This window comes from Cognatiyoonia sediminum, assembly GCF_900129845.1.
Lineage (GTDB): Bacteria > Pseudomonadota > Alphaproteobacteria > Rhodobacterales > Rhodobacteraceae > Cognatiyoonia > Cognatiyoonia sediminum.
In genome coordinates, this window is record NZ_FQXB01000002.1 from 190,615 (window position 1) to 209,734 (window position 19,120).

Below are 19,120 nucleotides of genomic sequence, written 5' to 3' on the forward strand. Positions count from 1 at the left end.
GAAACCCTATGGGATATTTGAAGTCAGCTCTGCTTTACCTAAGCCTTGGCGTGCTTGCAAACAGCGCTGTTGCCAATACCGCCGACCTAGAGGCGATGCGCGAAGGCGATATGCGCAAGCTGACTTTTCACAGCGACCCTTTGGAAGGGTCCGACGTGCCGTTCCTGCATGAGGACGGATCCGAAATGACGCTCGCAGATTATGAAGGGAAGCATATCGTCTTGAACTTCTGGGCCACGTGGTGCGCGCCGTGCCGCAAGGAGATGCCTGGGCTATCAGAGCTTCAGGAAGAACTGGGCGGGGATGACTTTGCTGTTGTGACGATCGCGACAGGCCGCAACCCAAGGCCAGCTATGGAAGCGTTCTTTGACGAGATCGGCGTCGACAACCTTCCTTTGCACAGTGATGAACGGCAGAACCTTGCGCGGAGCCTTGGAGTTCTGGGCTTGCCCGTGACGATGATCCTTGATCCTGAAGGCAACGAAGTGGCGCGTTTGCAAGGCGATGCTGAATGGAACAGTCAAAGCGCGAAAGACATCTTAGCCGCTCTCACATCAGCAAATTCTTAACGCATGAGTAATGAGTTTCGCTGCGAAACCAATGGGTTATGCGCGACCTCCGCTTGCGGAAAGCAGGAGTGGATCGATCCCTAAGACCTTCAAAGCGGCTTGCCATTTATGCTCATTCGCGCGTCCGAACAGGATGTCGTTGCGGGCGTCGCAGACAAGCCAGCCATTTTCAGCGATTTCACCTTCCAACTGCCCTGGGGCCCAGCCCGCGTAGCCAAGAGCGAGCATCGATGTCACCGGCCCTTCGCCTTTTGCGATGTCTTCCAGCACGTCCAAGGTCGCAGTCATGCCGATGCCGTCGTCCACTTCCATTGTACCTTCGTCGGACCGATAGTCCGTTGTGTGCAGGACAAAGCCACGCGACATCTCAACCGGTCCGCCAAAATGCACCCGAATATCGCGGACCCCTTCGGTTTTGGTGATATTGAGTTGTTCTAACAAGTTCCCAAATCGGACCTTTGGTTGAGGCTTGTTCACGATTAGCCCCATCGCACCTTCATCCGAATGCGCACACATATAGACCACGCTTTGCGAGAACCGTGGATCGGTCATGTCGGGCATCGCTATGAGAAGCTTGCCGGATAGGTCTGAATTGATCTCTACCATGGCTCCAAGATGTGCCTGCTTCACAAGATGTGCAAGGGGAACACGGCTGCGTCATATCGCTGTAACGTGACTTTCTATTACATCCATTCTGTTTAACTAAAAGCTGATGAAAAAACTTGCGCTCACGATTCTCGTCTCTTGTCTGGCAACAACTGCGATCTCTCAAAATATGGACGAGATCGCGGATCTAGAGGTGTTGCCGGGTTGGCGGACGGCGGACGGGAGCCATATGGCCGGTCTGCGGATCACCCTAGCCCCCGGTTGGAAAACCTATTGGCGTGCTCCGGGTGACGGCGGCATTCCCATGCAGTTCAACTTGACTGGGTCAGAGAACCTAGACGGCGCCGAGTTTCGTTGGCCGACCCCAGAAGTCTTCTACCAAAGTGGTTTACGTTCCGTTGGCTATACGGACGGTGTGGTTATTCCGATGGTCATCTCCCCTGACGACCGCTCGGATGACATTTCTGTTTCAGGGCAAGTGACGATTGGCGTTTGCGAAGAGATTTGTGTGCCGATGACATTTGACGTCACGGCCATTTTGCCACCACAAGGTCAGCGCGACGGGTCGATTGTTGCGGCCTTGGTGGATCGGCCCGAAACGGCGCAAGAGGCCGGTGTGACTGCGGCAACGTGCCGTTTGGTGCCAACGAATAACGGCTTTGAGATCACTACTCAAGTTTCGATGCCCGGTTTGCGGGGGAATGAGGAAGTGGTGATTGAGACCGCTGATCCTTCTGTCTGGGTGTCTGAGCCGGATGTCAGTATTTCTGGCGGTCAGATCACGGCTGTATCTGATCTCGTTCCTATGGGCACGGGCGGCTTTGCCCTTGATCGGTCGGGGGTTCGGATCACGATCCTCGGCAACGGCCGCGCGATTGACGTTCAGGGGTGCACCGGCGGTTAGAGCCGCGGCTGGTCCCTCGGCAAAAGAATACCAAACGTTGAATACGTCGCTAAACACGAGGTTCGCGCCCGAACCCGAGGGCGGCTTCGATTTTGCACGGAATGCACAGCAAAGCGCTGAGGTCCCAGCTTTTTGCAGACCTCCCTGTTTCGCGCCCGCCCTGGGGGGCGGGGCCGGGCGCGAACCGGATCGCGGGCGATCCGGTGGCAAAACTTAACGCATCACGCTCGCCGCCGGGCGATTGCAAAGCCGAGGCTGCTGATCACATAGATGGCAATCAGAATGACAGCGACAGCTGCGATGTAGACCGCGAAGGCAGGCCAAATGCCGCCGTAGAGCATTGGTAAGGCCGCTGCGAGCGCGGGAAGCGGCGCGCCTGTTACCAAGATCGGCCCTACGATTGCTGCGAACAAGCCAACAACAGCGAGTAAACCTAACGTAGCGGGTAGCGTCATTGCTAGTCTGCGCCCGCGCATCGCGCGACGGACGGTGCGGAACTGGCGTGAAACGTCGAATTGCAACGCCATGAGCGATGGGACAACGAAGAGAACCAGCACCATGCCAAAGCCGAGGCCGTAAACGAGCGTCACGACAGTTGGTTTGAGGAATTCAGCCTGGTTGGAGCCTTCGTAGAGCAGTGGCATGAGGCCGAGGACTGTGGTGAGCGTTGTCAGAAGCACCGGTCTGAGGCGATCAGACGCGCCATCGATGATGGCTGGGAAGAGCCCGCGTTCTTCGGCGTATTCGTCAATTGTCGTAACAAGCACGATGGAATCGTTGATCACGATCCCCACCATTCCGATCAGGCCAACGACAGTGAAGAGACTCATCGGGATGTTCCATACGTTGTGGCCATAGATTGTCCCGACCAGCCCAAAGGGAATGATCGCCATGACAACCAAGGGCCGCGTCCAGCTCCCGAAAATCCATGCGAGTGACAGGAAGATACCGGCAAGGACAAGGACTAAGCCGGTGCGTGCGTCGGCGAGGAATTGGCGTTCCTGTTCGCTTTGGCCACCCAGTTGGGATTCAATGCCGTAGCTGGTTTCAAGTTCGGGCAAAATCGTTTCGTTGATGATCCGTTGGATTTCTACGGCGCGATCGGCGTCTTCATCATCAAGGTCGCCTGTGACGGAGACCAGGGCGATGCCGTTTTCGCGTTGCACGGTGGAGAACCCAATTCGGCTTTGCACGGTCACGACATCGCCAAGCGGGACATAGGCACCGGAGCTTGTGCGGATCAGCATCCGGTCGAGGAAGTCTGCGGAGAGTTCATCGTCAGGCAATTCCACACGGATCGCGGCACTGCGCGGTCCATCTGGGTAAGTCGCCGCCTCAATCCCGCCGAGACGGGCGCGAAGGACGTTGCCTAGACCGTCGATATCGAGACCCAGCGCCTGACCCTGCGGTGTCAGTTCGAGCAACAGTTCCTCTTTGTCATAGGAAAGACTGTCTTCAAGGCCGCTGATTTCACCAAAGGGAGCGAGTTCTTGTTTCAACTCTTCTGCCGCGGCTTTCAGCGTGTCGGTGCTGGCCCCAAAGAGCTGGATCGCAAGGCTATCGCCGCCCGGGCCGCGGCCCCAACTGCGGAAGCTGACGGTTTCTGTCAGCGGGTGCTGGCGCACGCTTTCTTGCAGTTCGGCGACGAACGCAAAACTGGAATAGGGGCGGCTGTCGGCGTCGATCAATGAGATCGAGATTGAACCCAGCTGATCCGTATCTTTCTGTTCGGAGCCTGCGATTGCACGCCCTGCGTTGCCGCCAACCTCGGCTACGACAAACTCCAGAGGGTTGGTTCCATAGCGTTCTTCGTATTGCGCGCCGAGTTCTTCAGTCGCGCGTTGCATTTCGCGCATCATTTCAAGGCTGTCTTCGCGGGTCGCTGTGGGCAGCATGGCGAAGTTGCCAGTGACTTGGCCCTGCTCAGGTGCGTTGAAGAAACGCCACTGAACATCGCCGCGCACAAAGACGGCGATTTGGCTGGCGAGGATCAGGATCACACCGGCGACGACCGGATAACGGGCCCAGATCACACCGGCCATGAAGGGGCGGAAGACCGTGCGGCGGAACCAGTCAAAGCCGCGGTTGAAGGTGCGAGACGGCCAATCGTACCAATGGTCTTTCTTGCTATGTACCATCGACTTGGCGAGGTGGTGCGGCAAGATCAGGAAGCATTCCATCAGAGAGGCGATCAGGACGATGATCACCGTGAAGGGGATATCGGCGATGAGGGAACCGAACCGACCGCCAATCGCGACAAGACCAAAGAAAGCGATAATCGTGGTGAGCGTCGCCGAGAAGACGGGGCTGAACATGCGTTGGGCTGCACGTTCGGCGGCGACGACGGGGTCTTCGCCCAATTGTCGCACGCGGAAATCTGCGTGCTCGCCGACGACGATGGCGTCATCAACAACGATGCCGAGGGTAATGATCAGGGCGAAGAGCGAGATCATGTTGATCGTTACACCGGCCAGATACATCATCCCGATGGCTGCGAACATCGCGGCGGGGATACCGGCGGCCACCCAGAACGCCGTACGTGCGTTGAGGAATAAGAAGAGCAGCATCATCACCAGCCCAAGGCCCATCAGGCCGTTATCGAGCAAAATGTTAAGACGACCACTGATCGCGTCGGCCAGCGTATTGACAAGCTCGACCTTGGTGCCTGCGGGAAGCGTTGCTTGAAGTTCTTGCGCGACCTCTTCCACAGTGGCCTGAAGACGAATCGCATCGCCTGCCGCATCGCGGTTGACGCGCATTTGCACAGCCGGATTTTCACCCACGTAGTAAGCTCTGTCTCGGTCGACGCCTTCGGTAACAACGCGAGCCACGTCGCCAATCAGAAGTTTTGAGCCGTCAGGGTTTGAACGCAAAACAATGGATTCAATGTCGTCAGCCGACCGTTTCGCGACACCGGTTCGAACACGGGTGTTGCCTGAAACGTCTCCCGCTGGGTCGGCATTTACCTCCGCCGCGATGCGCGATGCGATTTCGGCGAGGCCGATGTCATATTTGATCAGCGAGGTTGAGGGAACTTCGACAACTGTGGAGGGGGCAGCGACACCTCTGATCACTGTTTGTGTGACACCTTCGGCGAAAAGCCGTGTGACAAGCTCATCTGCAAAACGGCCCAATTGCTCAATGCCGACTGGGCCGGTGATGACGACATCTGTGACGCGGTCGCTCCAACCGCCGCTGCGGATTTCTGGGTCTTCCGCGCCGCTAGGCAGGTTTCGCGTGTTGTCTAGGGCGAATTGCACATCTTCGCGGGCTTTCTCGATGTCCGTTCCAGGTCGGAATTCGAGCGTTATGTTCGCACGGCCTTCGAAAGAGTTAGACCGGCTTTCAGTCACACCTTCGACTGATAAAAGAACAGGTTCCAGAACTTGGACGATCGCGGCATCGACATCTTCGGCACCTGCCCCATCCCAAATGACCGAGATATCAACATCATCGACAACGACATCTGGAAAGAATTGTGCCCGCATGTTTGGGAAGGCAATAATGCCTGCGCCGAGCATCAAGATCAGGAACAGGTTCGCGATGGTTTTATGTCGCGTGAAATACGAGAATATGCCGTCGGTTCTGAAGGTGCGTGCCATAGGTTAGCTCCCCATCCGGCCTTCAATGCGTTCGACGACGTCGGATGGCACTTCGTCTTGTTCCAACTGAGCGACCAAACGCGTTTTCACAGGATCGGGCATCCGGCTGTTTTCAACAAAGGCGAGCAATTTAGCGCGGCGTTCGGCGTCCAAGGCCACCATTTGTGGTGGTTCAGGTTCTTCGATGCCCTGACCCGGACGGATTGGGCGCACACCGATGCCAGCGCCGACAAGCGGAGAGCGTTCGGCCACGATATCGCGGCCCGCTAATGCGCCGACAGGGATCAGCACATCGTCGCCCTGGCGATGTAGAACGCGGGTTTCGGCAAGCTCTAGCCGGTTTTCCTCGTTCACGACCAACACGGTGTTGTCTGTCCCTACGGCAGAACTTGGCACAAGTGCCACGCCGTTTAGTTCGGGGCGGTTGATTTTGACGGTCACGAAATCGCCCGGGCGCAGACCGGTGGTGTCATCCAGTTTTGCGAACAGCAGGCGACCTGTTTGGCCATCCGCCACGGCGGCGCTTTCGCGAATGATCGTTCCGCTGGCGGTTTGGTTCAGGCCTGACACATCGAGTTCAACCTCAATTAGCGCGTCGATCAAGCGGCCTTCGTCATTCAGCAATTGCGCGTATTGCGAGGTGGAGACGCGGAACGCGACTTCCAGCTCGGAGGGGTCAAGAAGTGTCGCGAACCGTTCGTTTGGCGACAAACGACCACCGTTTGCAGCGGATACATCTGCGAGGACGCCGTCAAAGAGCGCGTAGATTTCGGTTTCGTCCAAGTCACGCTGCGCTTCGGCAAGGCTGATCTGGGTTCGGGACAAGCGCGTGTTGGCGAGGTCTTTGCGCGCCTCGGCGGAGGCGAGCGATTGGCGGCGGGACAAGACGGTCGCTTCGGCGGCAGCGACGGCGAGTTCGGCGGATTCAACAGCGGCGGCTGTGCCAACGCCACGATCCAGCAGGTCTTGCGCGCGCAACAGCGCTTGACCGCGTAGCTCGCCCTGTTGTTGGGCGGCGGCAAGTTCATCTTGAGCTAAGGTGAGCGAGCGTTCGGCGTCGCGCAGTTCGGCCTGAGCGTCTTGCAGATCAACCTCAAGCCGATCGAGTTGGGTCATCGCGGTGGCGGGGTCGATTTTCACAAGGAGTTGGTCTGCGGAGACCACACCTCCTTCGACAAGCTCAGGCGCGGTTTCGAGGATTGTGCCACCTACCGCCGAGCGCACTTCTACCGTGCGACCGCTTTCAATTTCCCCAAAGACGGTCACCTCAGGGGAGATGGTTTGCGGTTCAAGCGTGACAACATTAACGGCGAACACGCGCTCCCGCTGAGGGAAGGATCGCGGCTCTTCGTTCATGCGCGCTTGGACAGCGCCGCGCACTGTATTTCCGGCCATTGCGAGCAAGGCCAGCGTAATGCCAAGAAGAAAGATGCCGACGAGGGTTCTGCGCAAGAATTTCATGGGTCCACCAATTTATGTGCCTGACGTAACAGTTAGACCCCGCGCGCACGGCGTCCAGTTTTGATACGAGCTTAAGGCTTAAACGGATTAAAGGCCTATTTCCGTCGCAGATGTTCGTCGAGGCGGGGCATGATTTCGACGAAATTGCAGGGGCGGTGCCTGTAATCGAGCTGTTTGACTAAAATTTCATCCCAAGCGTCTTTGCAGGCACCCGGGCTGCCGGGGAGCGCAAAGAGGTAGGTGCCGTTGGCGACGCCGCCGGTGGCGCGGGATTGCACGGCAGAGGTGCCGATTTTGGCCATACTGACGTGGGTGAAGACGGTGCCGAAGGCGTCAATCTCTTTTTCGTAGACGTCGCGGTGCGCTTCGACGGTGACATCGCGCCCAGTGAGACCCGTACCGCCGGTTGAGATTACCACATCGATAGCATCGTTTGCGCACCATGCGCGAAGTTGATCGGCGATTTGGGCGCGTTCGTCAGGCAGGATGGTGCGGGCGGCGATACTGTGGCCCGCGGTTTCGATCAGGTCGGCGAGTGTGTTGCCGGAGCGGTCATCCGCCGCGCTGCGCGTATCGCTGACGGTGAGGATCGCGATGCGGACAGGGATGAAGTCGCGAGTATCGTCGATGCGGCTCATGTCAGGTCTTTCAGTTTCGCTTTGAGGCTGAGGAGATCAGCCCATGCTTCACGTTTGGCGGCTGTTTGGCGTAAAAGGTAGGCCGGATGGAACATTGGCAAAGTTGGGCGGCCGAGGACTTCGGTCCATGCCCCACGGATACGGGTGATGCCTGCGCGGCCAAGAAGGGCTTGGCACGGGGTATTGCCCATCAGGATCAGAACATCTGGGTTTGCGAGCGCGATATGACGTTCGAGAAAGGGCAGAAGCATCGCGATTTCTGTTGCATCCGGCGTGCGGTTTTGCGGCAGGCGCCAGGGCAAGACGTTGGTGATGTAGACGGCTCTTTCAGGTTGATCTGAGCGGCGGTCGAGATCGATGGCGGCGAGCATTTTGTCGAGGAGTTGCCCTGCCTGCCCGACAAAAGGTTTGCCAACTTGGTCTTCCTGACGCCCTGGAGCTTCGCCGATGATCATCACACGGGCGTCTGGGCGACTGTCACTGAACACGAAGTTCCGCGCCCCGCGCTTGAGATCGCAGTGGTCGAAGGCGGCCATGGCGGTGGCGAGATCTTCGAGGGTGGCGGCATCTTTGGCGGTTGCATTGGCTTCGGCCACGGGGTCTGCGATGGTAGGTTGTGAAGGGGGTGTCGGGGCTGAGGCTGGCTTTTCGGCCTTTGGCGCTGGTGCGGGATCGAGATCGTAGCGGTTGATTGGTGCGTCCCCAATCGCCTCATCCGCACCAAGTTCGATCTGCCATTCTAGCAGCGCGCGATCATTCCAATAGGTGTTGCCCGATTCCATGAGCGGCAAGATAGGCAGATTCGTTTCGATGTGCAGCCCGAAACGCTTGCCCGCTCAAGATTGCCTGCCTATAAGGCCCGTCAGCAAAACAGAGGTGAGATATGAGTTTCGGCGCCAAGCATCTTCTCGGCATTGAGCATCTCAACCCTTCCGACATTTCCACTCTCCTTGATTTGGCCGATCAATATGCGGATCGACCTACGGATATTGCGCATCGCAATGTTCTGGCGGGGATGACGCAGATCAACATGTTTTTTGAGAACTCCACCCGCACGCTAGCGAGCTTTGAGCTGGCAGGCAAACGACTGGGTGCCGATGTGATGAACATGGCGATGCAGGCCAGTTCGATCAAAAAGGGCGAGACGCTGATTGATACAGCACTGACGCTGAACGCAATGCATCCGGATTTGCTGGTGGTGCGCCATCCGCATTCGGGCGCGGTGGACCTGCTGTCGCAAAAGGTTAACGCGGCTGTTTTGAACGCTGGCGATGGTAAGCATGAGCATCCGACGCAGGCGCTTTTGGATGCTTTGACAATTCGTCGCCGCAAGGGGCGGCTCCATCGGTTGAGCGTGGCGATCTGCGGGGATATTGCGCACAGCCGCGTGGCGCGGTCGAATATCATCCTCATGGGTAAGATGGAAAACCGCGTGCGTCTGATTGGTCCGCCGACTTTGATGCCAAGTCAGATTGGAGAATTGGGCGTCGAAGTCTTTGACTCGATGGAAGAGGGCCTGAAAGACGTCGATGTGGTGATGATGCTGCGCCTCCAGCGGGAACGGATGGACGGCGGGTTCATTCCGTCGGAGCGCGAATATTTCCACCGCTACGGATTGGATGCGACGAAGCTGAGCCATGCCAAGGACGACGCGATTGTGATGCACCCCGGTCCAATGAACCGCGGCGTGGAGATCGACGGGACGATCGCCGATGATATCAACCGGTCTGTAATCCAAACGCAGGTCGAAATGGGTGTCGCCGTGCGCATGGCTGCGATGGACTTGCTGGCGCGAAACTTGCGCGAGTCTAGGGTAGAGACAGGTGTGATGGTATGACGCAGACCATCCCCGATACGGATCACGGCAAGATCAGAGTGTTTTCCGTTGCCTCCCCTGCTGATGGCCTGTTGGAGATTAAGATCGAGGCGTTGGTCGCCACGTTTGGCAGTGCGCCTTTGAATACCGATTTTGTCGACGTGATCGATCTCGATGTTTTGGAAGAGATGTCGCTGCTCGACTATTTATCCGAAGGTTATAATGTTGAGCCGGACGATGCGGATGTGGCTGCCCTGACGGCTCTTGAAGGGGTTGTGGTTTTGATCATGTCACGAGCGCATGAGGGGGCGGAGATCACTTTGGTCCCCGCCGAGGGTGTGCGGCACGTCACAACCTTGGGCCGTGGGGCGCGGATGACAGTCGCAGCTAGCCTTGAAAGCGAGGCGGCGCAGGGGGTTGTGACTGACGGCTTTGGAAAGGCTCCCAAATCCGATGCGCGGATCGGCGGTATCGTGGCGATGGTCGCGCTTTTGGTGATGTTCGCGCTGGTGGCGCTGATGGTTTGGGTGGGCGGATGATGAAGGTCTACAACGCAATTGATCGAGGTTGGCAGGAATGACTTGCACCGTTTTCACAAATGCGCGGATCATCGACCCTGTTGCGCTTACGGACCAGCCTGGGTGCTTGGTCTTCGAGGACGGCCAAATCGTTGAGGTTTTGGAAGGCACTCCAGATACGACCGACGCCGAGGTTTTCGATTGCAAAGGCAAGTGCCTCGCCCCCGGGATCATCGATATTGGTGTGAAGGTTAGCGAACCAGGCGAACGGCACAAAGAGAGCTTTCGCTCAGCGGGCATGGCGGCTGTTGCTGGTGGGGTCACGACGATTGTGACGCGGCCCGATACGCTGCCCGCGATTGATACGCCGGAGACGTTGGAGTTTGTGGCAAGCCGTGCCAATGAAGACGCGGCAGTTCATGTTCTGCCGATGGCGGCTTTGACCAAAGGCCGCGACGGGCGGGAAATGACCGAGATCGGGTTTCTGCAAGACGCGGGCGCTGCGGCCTTTACCGACTGCGACCGTGTGGTGACCGATACCAAGGTTTATAGCCGCGCGTTGACTTATGCGAAGTCATTGGGCGCGTTGGTCATTGGCCATGTGCAAGAGCCTGTTTTGTCAAACGGGGCGGCTGTGACCTCTGGCAAGTTTGCATCGTTGCGCGGGTTACCATCGGTGTCTGCGATGGCGGAGCGGATGGGCTTGGATCGCGACATCAGCTTGTTGGAGATGACGGGCGCCAAGTATCACGTCGATCAAATCACCACGGCGCGGGCGCTGCCAGCTTTGGAGCGGGCAAAGCGCAATGGGTTGGATATTACGGCCGGTATTGGTGTGCATCATTTGACGTTGAATGAATTTGATGTGGCCGATTATCGGACGTTCTTTAAGCTCAAGCCGCCGCTTCGGTCAGAGGATGACCGGCAGGCGGTTATTCAGGCGGTTGCAGACGGATTGATCGACATCATTTGTTCGATGCACACGCCGCAGGACGAAGAAAGCAAGCGATTGCCCTATGAAGAGGCGGCGAGCGGGGCCGTGGGCTTGGAGACCTTGTTGCCGGCGGCTTTGCGGCTTTATCACAGTGATCAGATTGATCTGCCTCGGTTGTTCCGTGCGCTGTCTTTAAACCCAGCGCGGCGGCTTGGGTTGGATGCCGGTCGCCTGTTGCCGGGAGCGCCCGCTGATCTGATCGTCTTTGATCCGGACGCGCCGTTTGTGTTGAATCGCACGACGCTCAAGTCAAAATCCAAAAATACACCCTTTGATGGGGCGCGGATGCAGGGCAAGGTGATCAGCACTTGGGTTGCTGGACGGAATGTGACTGATGCCATTCATTGAATCGACGCCACTGGTTTTGGCCCTTTGGGCTGTCATCGGGTATTTGCTCGGCTCGATCCCCAGCGGGATCATTTTGGCCCGTGTCATGGGTTTGGGAAACCTGCGCGAGATTGGTTCAGGGAATATCGGGGCGACCAATGTGCTGCGGACGGGCAGCAAGAAAGCCGCCGCGCTGACGCTGCTTTTTGATGCCGGAAAGGCCATTGTGGCGATCCTGCTCGCGCGGTTTTTTGCGGGCGATGATGCGGCACAGGTTGCGGCTTTGGCAGCGTTCATTGGCCATTGCTTTCCGGTTTGGCTGGGCTTCAAGGGTGGTAAGGGGGTTGCCACGTACTTCGGGATCATCCTCGTGATTGCACCGATCTCTGGACTTGTGGCCTGTGCGATCTGGCTGACGACGGCTGCGATTTCGCGGTATTCGTCGCTGGCCGCGCTGTTGACAGCGGGGTGGACGCCGCTTGTGATGTTGTATGTGCAAGAGGGATATGCCTTCTATCTCGGCGTTACTCTGGGCGGTTTGATCTACGTTCGGCATTGGCAGAATATTCAGCGGCTCAAGCGCGGTGAAGAAACGAAGATTGGGGCGAAATAAGCAGTTTGGCCGTTGCTGACGCTGCATTTCTGGAGAAGTTCGAGAGCCTTCCCGTGAGGACGTTTCGGGCGCATTCGCTTGGTCGCGTTTATATCGTCAGCAAATCTTCGATCGTTGGCGGGCGTGGGGGGAAACTGGTCGCTGAGGCGCTCGATGGCAGCGACTATATTAGCTTCAATATCTATCGGTTAAAGGCTCAGACAGAGCTCTTTCCCTGTGAGATGTCGAGTGCGAAGGTGACGGAGTTTGTGCTGGGAATTGATCCAGCCTCCGTCCGCCTTCAAAGCGTTTGAGCGACTAAATGCCTTTTTGAGCCATGCGATCCATCTTTTCGGCCATACGGCGCGTATTCTGGTAAATGCCGAGGCCCAGATACATAAATCCAGCCATCAAGATCACATAGAGTGACCCAAAAAGCAGCACCAGAAGTCCGGGAACAATCCCGCCACCTACGACGGTACCATCAACGGTTGTGACACCGCCAATCATCGCTCCACCTGCGGCGATAACGACACCAATTGACATCAGCACGACCAGAACACCGATTACTCTCTCCAATGCGTTTATGAAAAAATCTCTCATCCTAAAATCCTCCCTAGGCTGAGAGAATTTGGTCAGTAACTGTATTCGCTGTAAATCCGGCTCAGATCGCCGCCCCATTCGCCGTGATATTTGGACAACAACTCGTCCGCGGGCGTCATTCCAGTTTCGATGGACTCTTTCAGCGCATTGAGGAAATGCGTCTCATCCGGCACCAAACCTCCTGCCCCCGGCATGGCGCGGTTCTTGAGGCCGAGTTCGGAGATGCGAACCACTTCGCGCGCGAGATCGTGCATGTTGATGCCATCGACCTTGGCTTGCAGACCGTCAACGGAAGCCGCGACACGCAAAGCCTCGCGTTGTTCTGCCGTCCAGCCCTTGCAAAGATCCCAAGCGGCATCGAGCGCCTCTTGGTCATAGAGCAGACCGACCCAAAACGCTGGCAGCGCGCAAAGCCTGCGCCATGGGCCGCCGTCAGCGCCGCGTTGTTCGATGAATTGTTTGATCCGCGCCTCTGGGAACATCGTTGTGAGATGATCCGCCCAATCGGAGAGCAACGGCTTTTCACCCGGCATGGCGGGCAGTTCGCCTTTGAGGAAATCGCGAAAGGACATGCCCAGCGCGTCGATATATTTGCCGTCGCGGTAGACGAAATACATCGGCACATCGAGCACGTATTGCACCCACGCCTCAAACCCGAACCCGTCCTCGAACACAAAGGGCAACATGCCGGTGCGATCTGCGTCGAGATCGCGCCAAATGCGGGAGCGCCATGATTTGTGACCGTTCACTTTGCCTTCAAAGAACGGCGAGTTGGCGAACAGAGCCGCCGCAACGGGTTGCAGGGCCAATGACACGCGGAGCTTTTGGACCATGTCGGCTTCGGATGCGAAATCGAGGTTCACTTGCACGGTGCAGGTGCGGCGCATCATGGCGGTGCCCATGGTGCCGACCTTTTCCATGTAGTTGTTCATCAGCTTGTAGCGGCCTTTGGGCATGAGGGGCATTTCCTCATGCGTCCACTCTGGGGCGGCCCCAAGGCCAATGAATTTCACGCCAATTTCGTCGGAGACCTCTTTCACCTCGGCAAGGTGGGTGTTCACCTCATCACAGGTTTGGTGGATGGTTTCCAAAGGGGCACCGCTGAGTTCAAGTGCGCCGCCGGGTTCCAAGGACACGTTGGCGCCATCTTTTTTCAGGCCGATCAGTTTGCCGTCTTCTTCGATCGGAGCCCAGCCGAAACGGTCTTTCAAGCCCGTCAGAACGGCGACAATAGAGCGTTCGCCTTCATAAGGCAGCGGCTGGTGGGTGTCCTGGCAATAGCCGAATTTTTCATGCTCCGTCCCGATGCGCCATTGGTCTTTTGGCTTGCACCCATCGGAGAGCAATTGCGCCAGTTGATCGTGGTGTTCGATGGGGCCACCGCCGGACTGAGGAATAGACATGTTGTGGCTCCATATTCTGGCTTGTCAGAGTTGTTTCGTGACCGAAACCGAAGATCAATGCAAGAGAGGTTTGGTGAGCTGCCAGATCACAACTCGCTGATCAGGTGTGTCGTTGAGGGTGGCGAGCATTTTACTGGTTTCGATACCGGGGAGGCTCGCGAAAAGGTCAAACAGAACGTCCGCGCCTTCAGCGTTCACGGGGATTTCGAGCCGGTCGCCAGTGAGGGAGGTCAGCACCCAATGCGCGGCGGGATAGGCTTGGGGTTCAAGCTCTAACTTCGCTGCGTCGTCCATCTCCATCACGCCGCCGGTGAGCGGGCCGAAATAGGCGAGCCGGCGTTCGACGACTTTCACGACACCAGGGCCCTCACCATCTTGGGCAAAGCGGAGGCGTTGAAAGGCTGCCAAAGCCCAGACTGCGCCGAGGCCTATGATGGCCCAACCGATCCAGCGTACAGGGCTGTAGAAGGTGGACGACCACCACAGCCCCATCATGATCATGATTGCTGCGCCGATCACGTCGCGAAAGCGCCAGAGGGTTGCGCGTGCTTCAGGACGAAGGAAGTCAGACATGGATCACCGTCAGTTCATCAAAAATCATCAAGGTGAATTCGCCGAGTTGGCGGAACCCTATGGACATATATGCACGCGCGGCAGCTTCGCTAGCGGAGAAGAGGATGGCCATGTCTGCGCCTTTGGTTTGAGCTTCTTTGAGGTGCAGGGCGACGGCGGCGCGGGCGTATCCTTTGTTGCGCAGATCGGGCGGAGTGAAGACGCCGCCGATTTGGACGCAAGTTTTGTAGGTGGCGTTAAAGCCTGTAGTGCAGACGGGTGTGCCGTTGTGATAGAGGACGCGGTGGCTGTCGCGTTCGATATAGCGCTCGACGTCTTTGGTTGCGATCTCCAACGCTTTTTCAGGCGTTTCATTCAACGCTTCGAGTTCGTAAAGCCGTCGCCATTCGATCATCAGATCGCGGTCGGCGTCTTCGAGCGGTTGTAGTGTCATGTCTTGGGTGTCTGGCATCTGCATTTGCTCTAATGAAAGGCCAAAATGCGGTTCGACGGCGTCAAGTTTGGTTGGCGCGGTCGGCGTGAATTCTGCTTGAAACGTTTCGACCTGTTTCGCTTCACCTATAACGCCAATGATGGTTCGATCGCTTACCACTTAGGTCAGTTCCGTCATTGGAAGTGTGTGAATCTGCGGGAAGACCATACCAGCCTGGGTGATTGTGAGAATATCCGTGATCTCGCCTGCTTCTTCATGCAGCCAGAATTGAACAGAGAGATCGTGACCTTCGGTGCCGTATGTCTCCAAATTGGAGAGCGGAAACATTGACGTTGTGAGGTGCGCTTCAAGGAAGTTTTTAACGCGGTCGAGGTCTCTATTTTCGGCGAGCCTCACGCCCAATCCCCCTTCTCACGCTGCCAAAGCGTTAGAGCCGCGACGGCTGCGGTGTCGGCGCGCAAGATGCGGGGGCCGAGGCTGATCGGGTGACTTTGCCTGTGGTTACGTAGGGCTTCGCGTTCGGTGTTGGAAAACCCACCTTCGGGGCCGATTACGATGGCCCACGGGCCGTCCGGTAGGTCAGCCATTTCATGCGGGTCCTCCAGCAGTGTTTCATCGCAGAAGAGGAGGTGACGGTCGGATGGCCAATCGGCGAGCATATTGGCAAGCGTTCGGAGCGGCTCAACTTCTGGCACGAAGGTGCCGCCGCATTGCTCCGTCGCTTCCACCGCGTGGGCTTGCAGTTTGTCTTGTCGCGCGCGGTTGGCGCTTTGGGTGAAGTCGGTTTGAACAGGGATGATTTTAGCAGCGCCCAGTTCGGTTGCCTTTTCGACGATGAAGGCTGTGCGCTCTTTCTTGATCGGTGCGAAGAGGAGCCAAACATCGGGCGGCAGTTGGAGTGGGCGGGTTTGCGCAAGGCACCGCAGCACCCCTGCCCGTTTGTTGGCCTCAACCACTTCGGCATCCCATTCGCCGTCGCGCCCATTGATCAACGACAAGACTGTACCCACCGGCAAGCGCATGACCGCAAAGAGGTAGTTGGCTTGATCCCGACCCAACGGAACCGTTTGCCCTTCCCCCAATGGGTGATCTACATAAAGACGAACCTTTGATGCCATGGACCGAACCTTATGACCGAGCCGCTTGAGACGCCAGACGGAACCGTCGCTGATAGCACCGGAAATTGGGTGGATACGATGGCACCTGCGATGTCGCGGCCCTATCTGCGGCTGTCGCGGGCTGATCGTCCAATTGGGACGTGGCTTTTGTTTGTTCCCTGCCTGTGGGGGTTGGCCTTGGCCTGTCTGAGCACAGGGCGTTTCGGGACATATGACATCTGGACATTTGTAGGCTGCGGCATTGGTGCGTTTTTGATGCGCGGCGCGGGCTGTACGTGGAATGACATCACTGACCGCGATTTTGATGGGTCTGTTGAGCGCACGCGGTCGCGTCCGATTCCATCAGGGCAGGTTTCGGTGCGTGGTGCGGTGATTTGGATGGCCGTGCAGGCGCTGCTGGCGTTCTTCATCCTAATTACCTTTTACGACACGGCGATTTTCCTTGGCGTGATCGCCTTGGTTCCGGTGTTGATCTACCCCTTTGCCAAGCGGTTCACGTGGTGGCCGCAGGTGTTTTTAGGCATCGCTTTCAACTGGGGGGCCTTGCTGGCGTGGGTGGCGCATACGGATCGTTTGGGCGTCGCACCTGTGATCCTTTATGCGGCGGGGATCGCGTGGACGTTGTTTTATGACACGATTTATGCGCATCAGGACGCAGAAGATGATGCGTTGATCGGGATCAAATCGACCGCGCGTTTGTTCGGAGAGAAATCTCGTGTCTGGTTGCGCGGATTTTTGACTGCCACCGTGTGCTTGATGGGGCTTGCGGTTCTTTTTGCGGCACAGGATCGCTCGATCCTGGCTTTACTTGTGGCGCTAGGCGGACCTTGGGCGTTGGGGTGGCATCTGACTTGGCAATTGGCTCAATTTGACCCGAAGGATGGCGAGGGCCTTTTGAAAATCTTCAGATCAAATCGGAACGCTGGGTTACTTCCCTTGCCGTTTTTTGCTGCCGCATGGTTCCTTTGATTGATCCGCGTCGGATTGGCGCGTAAACACCTCCGGCAAAGTAATGTGAGTCTTAATGCAACTGTCAGCCATCCTATATCGAGCCGGTGTTTTTGTTGTTGCGGCCTTGTTGTCTGTTCTTGCCGCCCGTGCTGCCGTGAATGTGGTTGAGAGCCGGTCGGTTTTGGCGGTTCAAGAAGACTTGATCGACCGGAACTATGAATGGGCGACCGTTCTCGGGGACGGATTGCAAGTCATCCTTGAAGGTGAAGCGCCGACAGAGGCGTCGAGGTTCCGTGCAATTTCATCAGCTGGCCGGATAGTCGACGCCAGCCGTGTGATCGACAACATGACCGTGACGGACAGCGGTGGAATTGATGCACCTGAATTTGCAATTGAGATTTTGCGGAATGATAGCGGGATTTCCTTGATTGGATTGATCCCAGAAGAAACTGACCGCGAAGCGTTGCAGCGGCGCATTGAACGATTAGCAGATGGGCAACCGGTTACCGATCTTTTGGAGACGGCGGATTATCCTGTGCCAGAGAATTGGGACAGCGCGGTCGACTACGCGGTTCGGGCCTTGGACGAATTGCCCCGTTCTAAGATTTCGGTGACATCGAAGCGGGTTTCGGTAGATGCGATTTCAGATAGCCGAGAAGAGAAGGCTCGGCTGGAGACGTCGCTGGCACGGAATGCGCCAGAGGGGGTTTCTCTGGCGGTTGCAATCAGCGCCCCGAGACCGGTCATTGCCCCCTTCACAACGCGGTTCAGTTTGACCGAAGACGGAGCGCAGCTGACGGCTTGTGCTGTTGATACGCCGGAGGCAGAACGTCGAATTTTGGCGGCGGCTTCTGAATTGGGATTTGCGGAAAGATCAAACTGTGTCCAAGCGTTGGGGTCACCGTCTCGTCAATGGGGAGAAGCGGTTGAACTGGCGATCCGTGCGGTTGGCGATTTGGGCGGCGGCACCGTCACGGTTTCTGACGGCGACATTTCCATCGTAGCCGCAGAAGGAACGGAACAGTCGACCTTCGACAACGTGATTGGCGAACTAGAAAACGCATTGCCCGCTGCTTTTGCCGTGACGGCAGAATTGCCCATCGTTGTTGAAGAGGGTGAAGATGGGCCGCCACAGTTTACGGCGACGTTGAGCCCCGAAGGCTCTGTCCAATTGCGCGGGCGAGTAGACAGCGACATCAGCAATACAGTTGCCGCCAACTATGCTTCGGCGCGGTTTGGGCAGCGGAATTTGACAATGGGCACACGTGTCTCTGACGATTTGCCTGATGGTTGGTCTGTCCGTGTCTTGGCAGGGATCGAAGCGCTATCGGAGCTTTCAAATGGTGGTGTGACCGTTGAACCGACGACAGTGATTGTTCGAGGTAACACTGGCAATCCAAATGCCAGCGCCGACATTACACGGCTTATGATCGATAAGTTGGGGCCGACTGCGGATGTTCAGATTGACGTGACATATGTTGAGGAACTGGACCCAATCGCAGGTCTTCCAACGCCGGAGGAGTGCGTGGCGGACATTCAAGAAGCGACAGCAAACCGTAAGATTTTGTTTGAACCGAGTTCTGCGAATATCTCAGCCGACACCTTAGGCGTGATCGACGAAATCGCTGAGATCCTGAAATCCTGCGCAGAGCTTCCGTTGCAAATTGCGGGTTATACTGACAGTCAGGGGCGCGAGACGATGAACTTGCAACTTTCGCAAGATCGCGCGCGATCTGTGCTTGAGGCCTTGTTGCAACGGCGGATTCCTACGGGAACGTTCACAGCTGTTGGCTTTGGCGAAGAGAACCCGATCGCCGACAATGACACTGAAGAGGGTCGAGAGGCCAATCGACGTATTGAGTTCAGCTTGATCGTGCCTGAAAGTGCTGGAGAGGAAGAAACGGCTTTGGAGCAGATTGAAGCTGACCTTCCTGAAGATGCTCAAGAGAGCGAAGCGGCGGCGGACGATGCTGAAGCCCAAGACGACGAAGACACGAGCGAATAGGACGACG

20 protein-coding genes are annotated in these 19,120 nt (G+C 57.1%); 9 read left to right on the plus strand and 11 right to left on the minus strand.

The genetic code is table 11. From position 1 onward, the window contains the following. Window positions 1-8 precede the first annotated feature (8 nt). A complete protein-coding gene (locus tag BUA85_RS09195) occupies window positions 9-569 on the plus strand; it encodes a TlpA disulfide reductase family protein (RefSeq protein ID WP_072900650.1) in 561 nt (186 codons plus the stop codon). A 36-nt stretch (window positions 570-605) separates the two neighbouring features. Here BUA85_RS09195 and BUA85_RS09200 read toward each other — a convergent pair whose 3' ends face one another. Then, on the minus strand, window positions 606-1,175 hold the full coding sequence (locus tag BUA85_RS09200) for a YqgE/AlgH family protein (protein WP_072900651.1): 570 nt from the start codon (window positions 1,173-1,175) through the stop codon (window positions 606-608). A 106-nt stretch (window positions 1,176-1,281) separates the two neighbouring features. Between BUA85_RS09200 and BUA85_RS09205 the strand changes: the two genes are divergently transcribed. Next, window positions 1,282-2,079 (plus strand): protein-disulfide reductase DsbD domain-containing protein, encoded by a 798-nt coding sequence (locus BUA85_RS09205; protein WP_072900652.1) that lies wholly within the window; start codon window positions 1,282-1,284, stop codon window positions 2,077-2,079. Between the two features lie 221 nt (window positions 2,080-2,300). Here BUA85_RS09205 and BUA85_RS09210 read toward each other — a convergent pair whose 3' ends face one another. From BUA85_RS09210 to BUA85_RS09225, 4 genes are all read right to left on the minus strand, one after another. Then, complete coding sequence (locus BUA85_RS09210) at window positions 2,301-5,681, minus strand: efflux RND transporter permease subunit (protein WP_072900653.1); 3,381 nt, start codon at window positions 5,679-5,681, stop codon at window positions 2,301-2,303. Between the two features lie 3 nt (window positions 5,682-5,684). After that, complete coding sequence (locus BUA85_RS09215) at window positions 5,685-7,142, minus strand: efflux RND transporter periplasmic adaptor subunit (RefSeq protein WP_072900654.1); 1,458 nt, start codon at window positions 7,140-7,142, stop codon at window positions 5,685-5,687. Window positions 7,143-7,237: 95 nt separating this feature from the next. Further along, on the minus strand, window positions 7,238-7,780 hold the full coding sequence (gene moaB, locus BUA85_RS09220) for a molybdenum cofactor biosynthesis protein B (protein ID WP_072900655.1): 543 nt from the start codon (window positions 7,778-7,780) through the stop codon (window positions 7,238-7,240). Further along, entirely contained in the window at window positions 7,777-8,562 is a 786-nt protein-coding gene (locus BUA85_RS09225; protein WP_072900656.1) for a uracil-DNA glycosylase, read from the minus strand. Before BUA85_RS09225 ends, moaB begins: the two co-directional genes overlap by 4 nt. Before the next feature lie 101 nt (window positions 8,563-8,663). Here BUA85_RS09225 and BUA85_RS09230 point away from each other — a divergent pair, with 101 nt between their 5' ends. From BUA85_RS09230 to BUA85_RS09250, 5 genes are read left to right on the plus strand one after another with little or no spacing between them, the layout of a single operon-like run. Further along, the gene (locus tag BUA85_RS09230; RefSeq protein ID WP_072900657.1) at window positions 8,664-9,617 is read left to right on the plus strand and encodes an aspartate carbamoyltransferase catalytic subunit; all 954 of its coding nucleotides are present in this window, start codon (window positions 8,664-8,666) and stop codon (window positions 9,615-9,617) included. Further along, a complete protein-coding gene (locus BUA85_RS09235; protein ID WP_072900658.1) occupies window positions 9,614-10,135 on the plus strand; it encodes a hypothetical protein in 522 nt (173 codons plus the stop codon). The genes BUA85_RS09230 and BUA85_RS09235 overlap by 4 nt, the downstream gene beginning before the upstream one ends. Window positions 10,136-10,172: 37 nt before the next feature. After that, on the plus strand, window positions 10,173-11,456 hold the full coding sequence (gene pyrC, locus BUA85_RS09240) for a dihydroorotase (protein WP_072900659.1): 1,284 nt from the start codon (window positions 10,173-10,175) through the stop codon (window positions 11,454-11,456). Next, window positions 11,443-12,048, plus strand: a complete 606-nt coding sequence (gene plsY / locus BUA85_RS09245) for a glycerol-3-phosphate 1-O-acyltransferase PlsY (protein WP_072900660.1) — start codon at window positions 11,443-11,445, stop codon at window positions 12,046-12,048. The genes pyrC and plsY overlap by 14 nt, the downstream gene beginning before the upstream one ends. 53 nt (window positions 12,049-12,101) lie before the next feature. Continuing rightward, the gene (locus BUA85_RS09250) at window positions 12,102-12,341 is read left to right on the plus strand and encodes a hypothetical protein (RefSeq protein WP_242649034.1); all 240 of its coding nucleotides are present in this window, start codon (window positions 12,102-12,104) and stop codon (window positions 12,339-12,341) included. 4 nt (window positions 12,342-12,345) lie between these two features. On the opposite strand, the gene BUA85_RS09255 is transcribed toward BUA85_RS09250, so the two are convergent. Genes BUA85_RS09255 through BUA85_RS09275 form a run of 6 tightly spaced genes read right to left on the minus strand, consistent with a single transcriptional unit; the run spans window position 12,346 to window position 16,157 of the window. Further along, entirely contained in the window at window positions 12,346-12,630 is a 285-nt protein-coding gene (locus BUA85_RS09255; RefSeq protein WP_072900661.1) for a hypothetical protein, read from the minus strand. A gap of 32 nt (window positions 12,631-12,662) precedes the next feature. Beyond that, entirely contained in the window at window positions 12,663-14,033 is a 1,371-nt protein-coding gene (locus BUA85_RS09260) for a glutamate--cysteine ligase (protein WP_072900662.1), read from the minus strand. A 54-nt stretch (window positions 14,034-14,087) separates the two neighbouring features. Beyond that, the gene (locus BUA85_RS09265; RefSeq protein WP_072900663.1) at window positions 14,088-14,606 is read right to left on the minus strand and encodes a hypothetical protein; all 519 of its coding nucleotides are present in this window, start codon (window positions 14,604-14,606) and stop codon (window positions 14,088-14,090) included. Beyond that, the gene (locus tag BUA85_RS09270; RefSeq protein WP_083526232.1) at window positions 14,599-15,198 is read right to left on the minus strand and encodes a GNAT family N-acetyltransferase; all 600 of its coding nucleotides are present in this window, start codon (window positions 15,196-15,198) and stop codon (window positions 14,599-14,601) included. The genes BUA85_RS09265 and BUA85_RS09270 overlap by 8 nt, the downstream gene beginning before the upstream one ends. Further along, the gene (locus BUA85_RS16520) at window positions 15,199-15,435 is read right to left on the minus strand and encodes a hypothetical protein (RefSeq protein ID WP_131802783.1); all 237 of its coding nucleotides are present in this window, start codon (window positions 15,433-15,435) and stop codon (window positions 15,199-15,201) included. Next, window positions 15,432-16,157, minus strand: a complete 726-nt coding sequence (locus BUA85_RS09275; RefSeq protein WP_072900664.1) for a 16S rRNA (uracil(1498)-N(3))-methyltransferase — start codon at window positions 16,155-16,157, stop codon at window positions 15,432-15,434. Before BUA85_RS09275 ends, BUA85_RS16520 begins: the two co-directional genes overlap by 4 nt. Before the next feature lie 12 nt (window positions 16,158-16,169). On the opposite strand from BUA85_RS09275, the gene ubiA reads away from it, so the two are divergent. Together ubiA and BUA85_RS09285 are read left to right on the plus strand one after the other, a co-directional pair. Next, complete coding sequence (gene ubiA / locus BUA85_RS09280; protein WP_072900665.1) at window positions 16,170-17,126, plus strand: 4-hydroxybenzoate octaprenyltransferase; 957 nt, start codon at window positions 16,170-16,172, stop codon at window positions 17,124-17,126. A 55-nt stretch (window positions 17,127-17,181) separates the two neighbouring features. Further along, window positions 17,182-19,113 carry an OmpA family protein gene (locus tag BUA85_RS09285; RefSeq protein ID WP_072900666.1) on the plus strand — a complete coding sequence of 644 codons (1,932 nt, stop codon included), beginning with the start codon at window positions 17,182-17,184 and terminating at the stop codon, window positions 19,111-19,113. The last annotated feature ends 7 nt before the right edge of the window (window positions 19,114-19,120 follow it).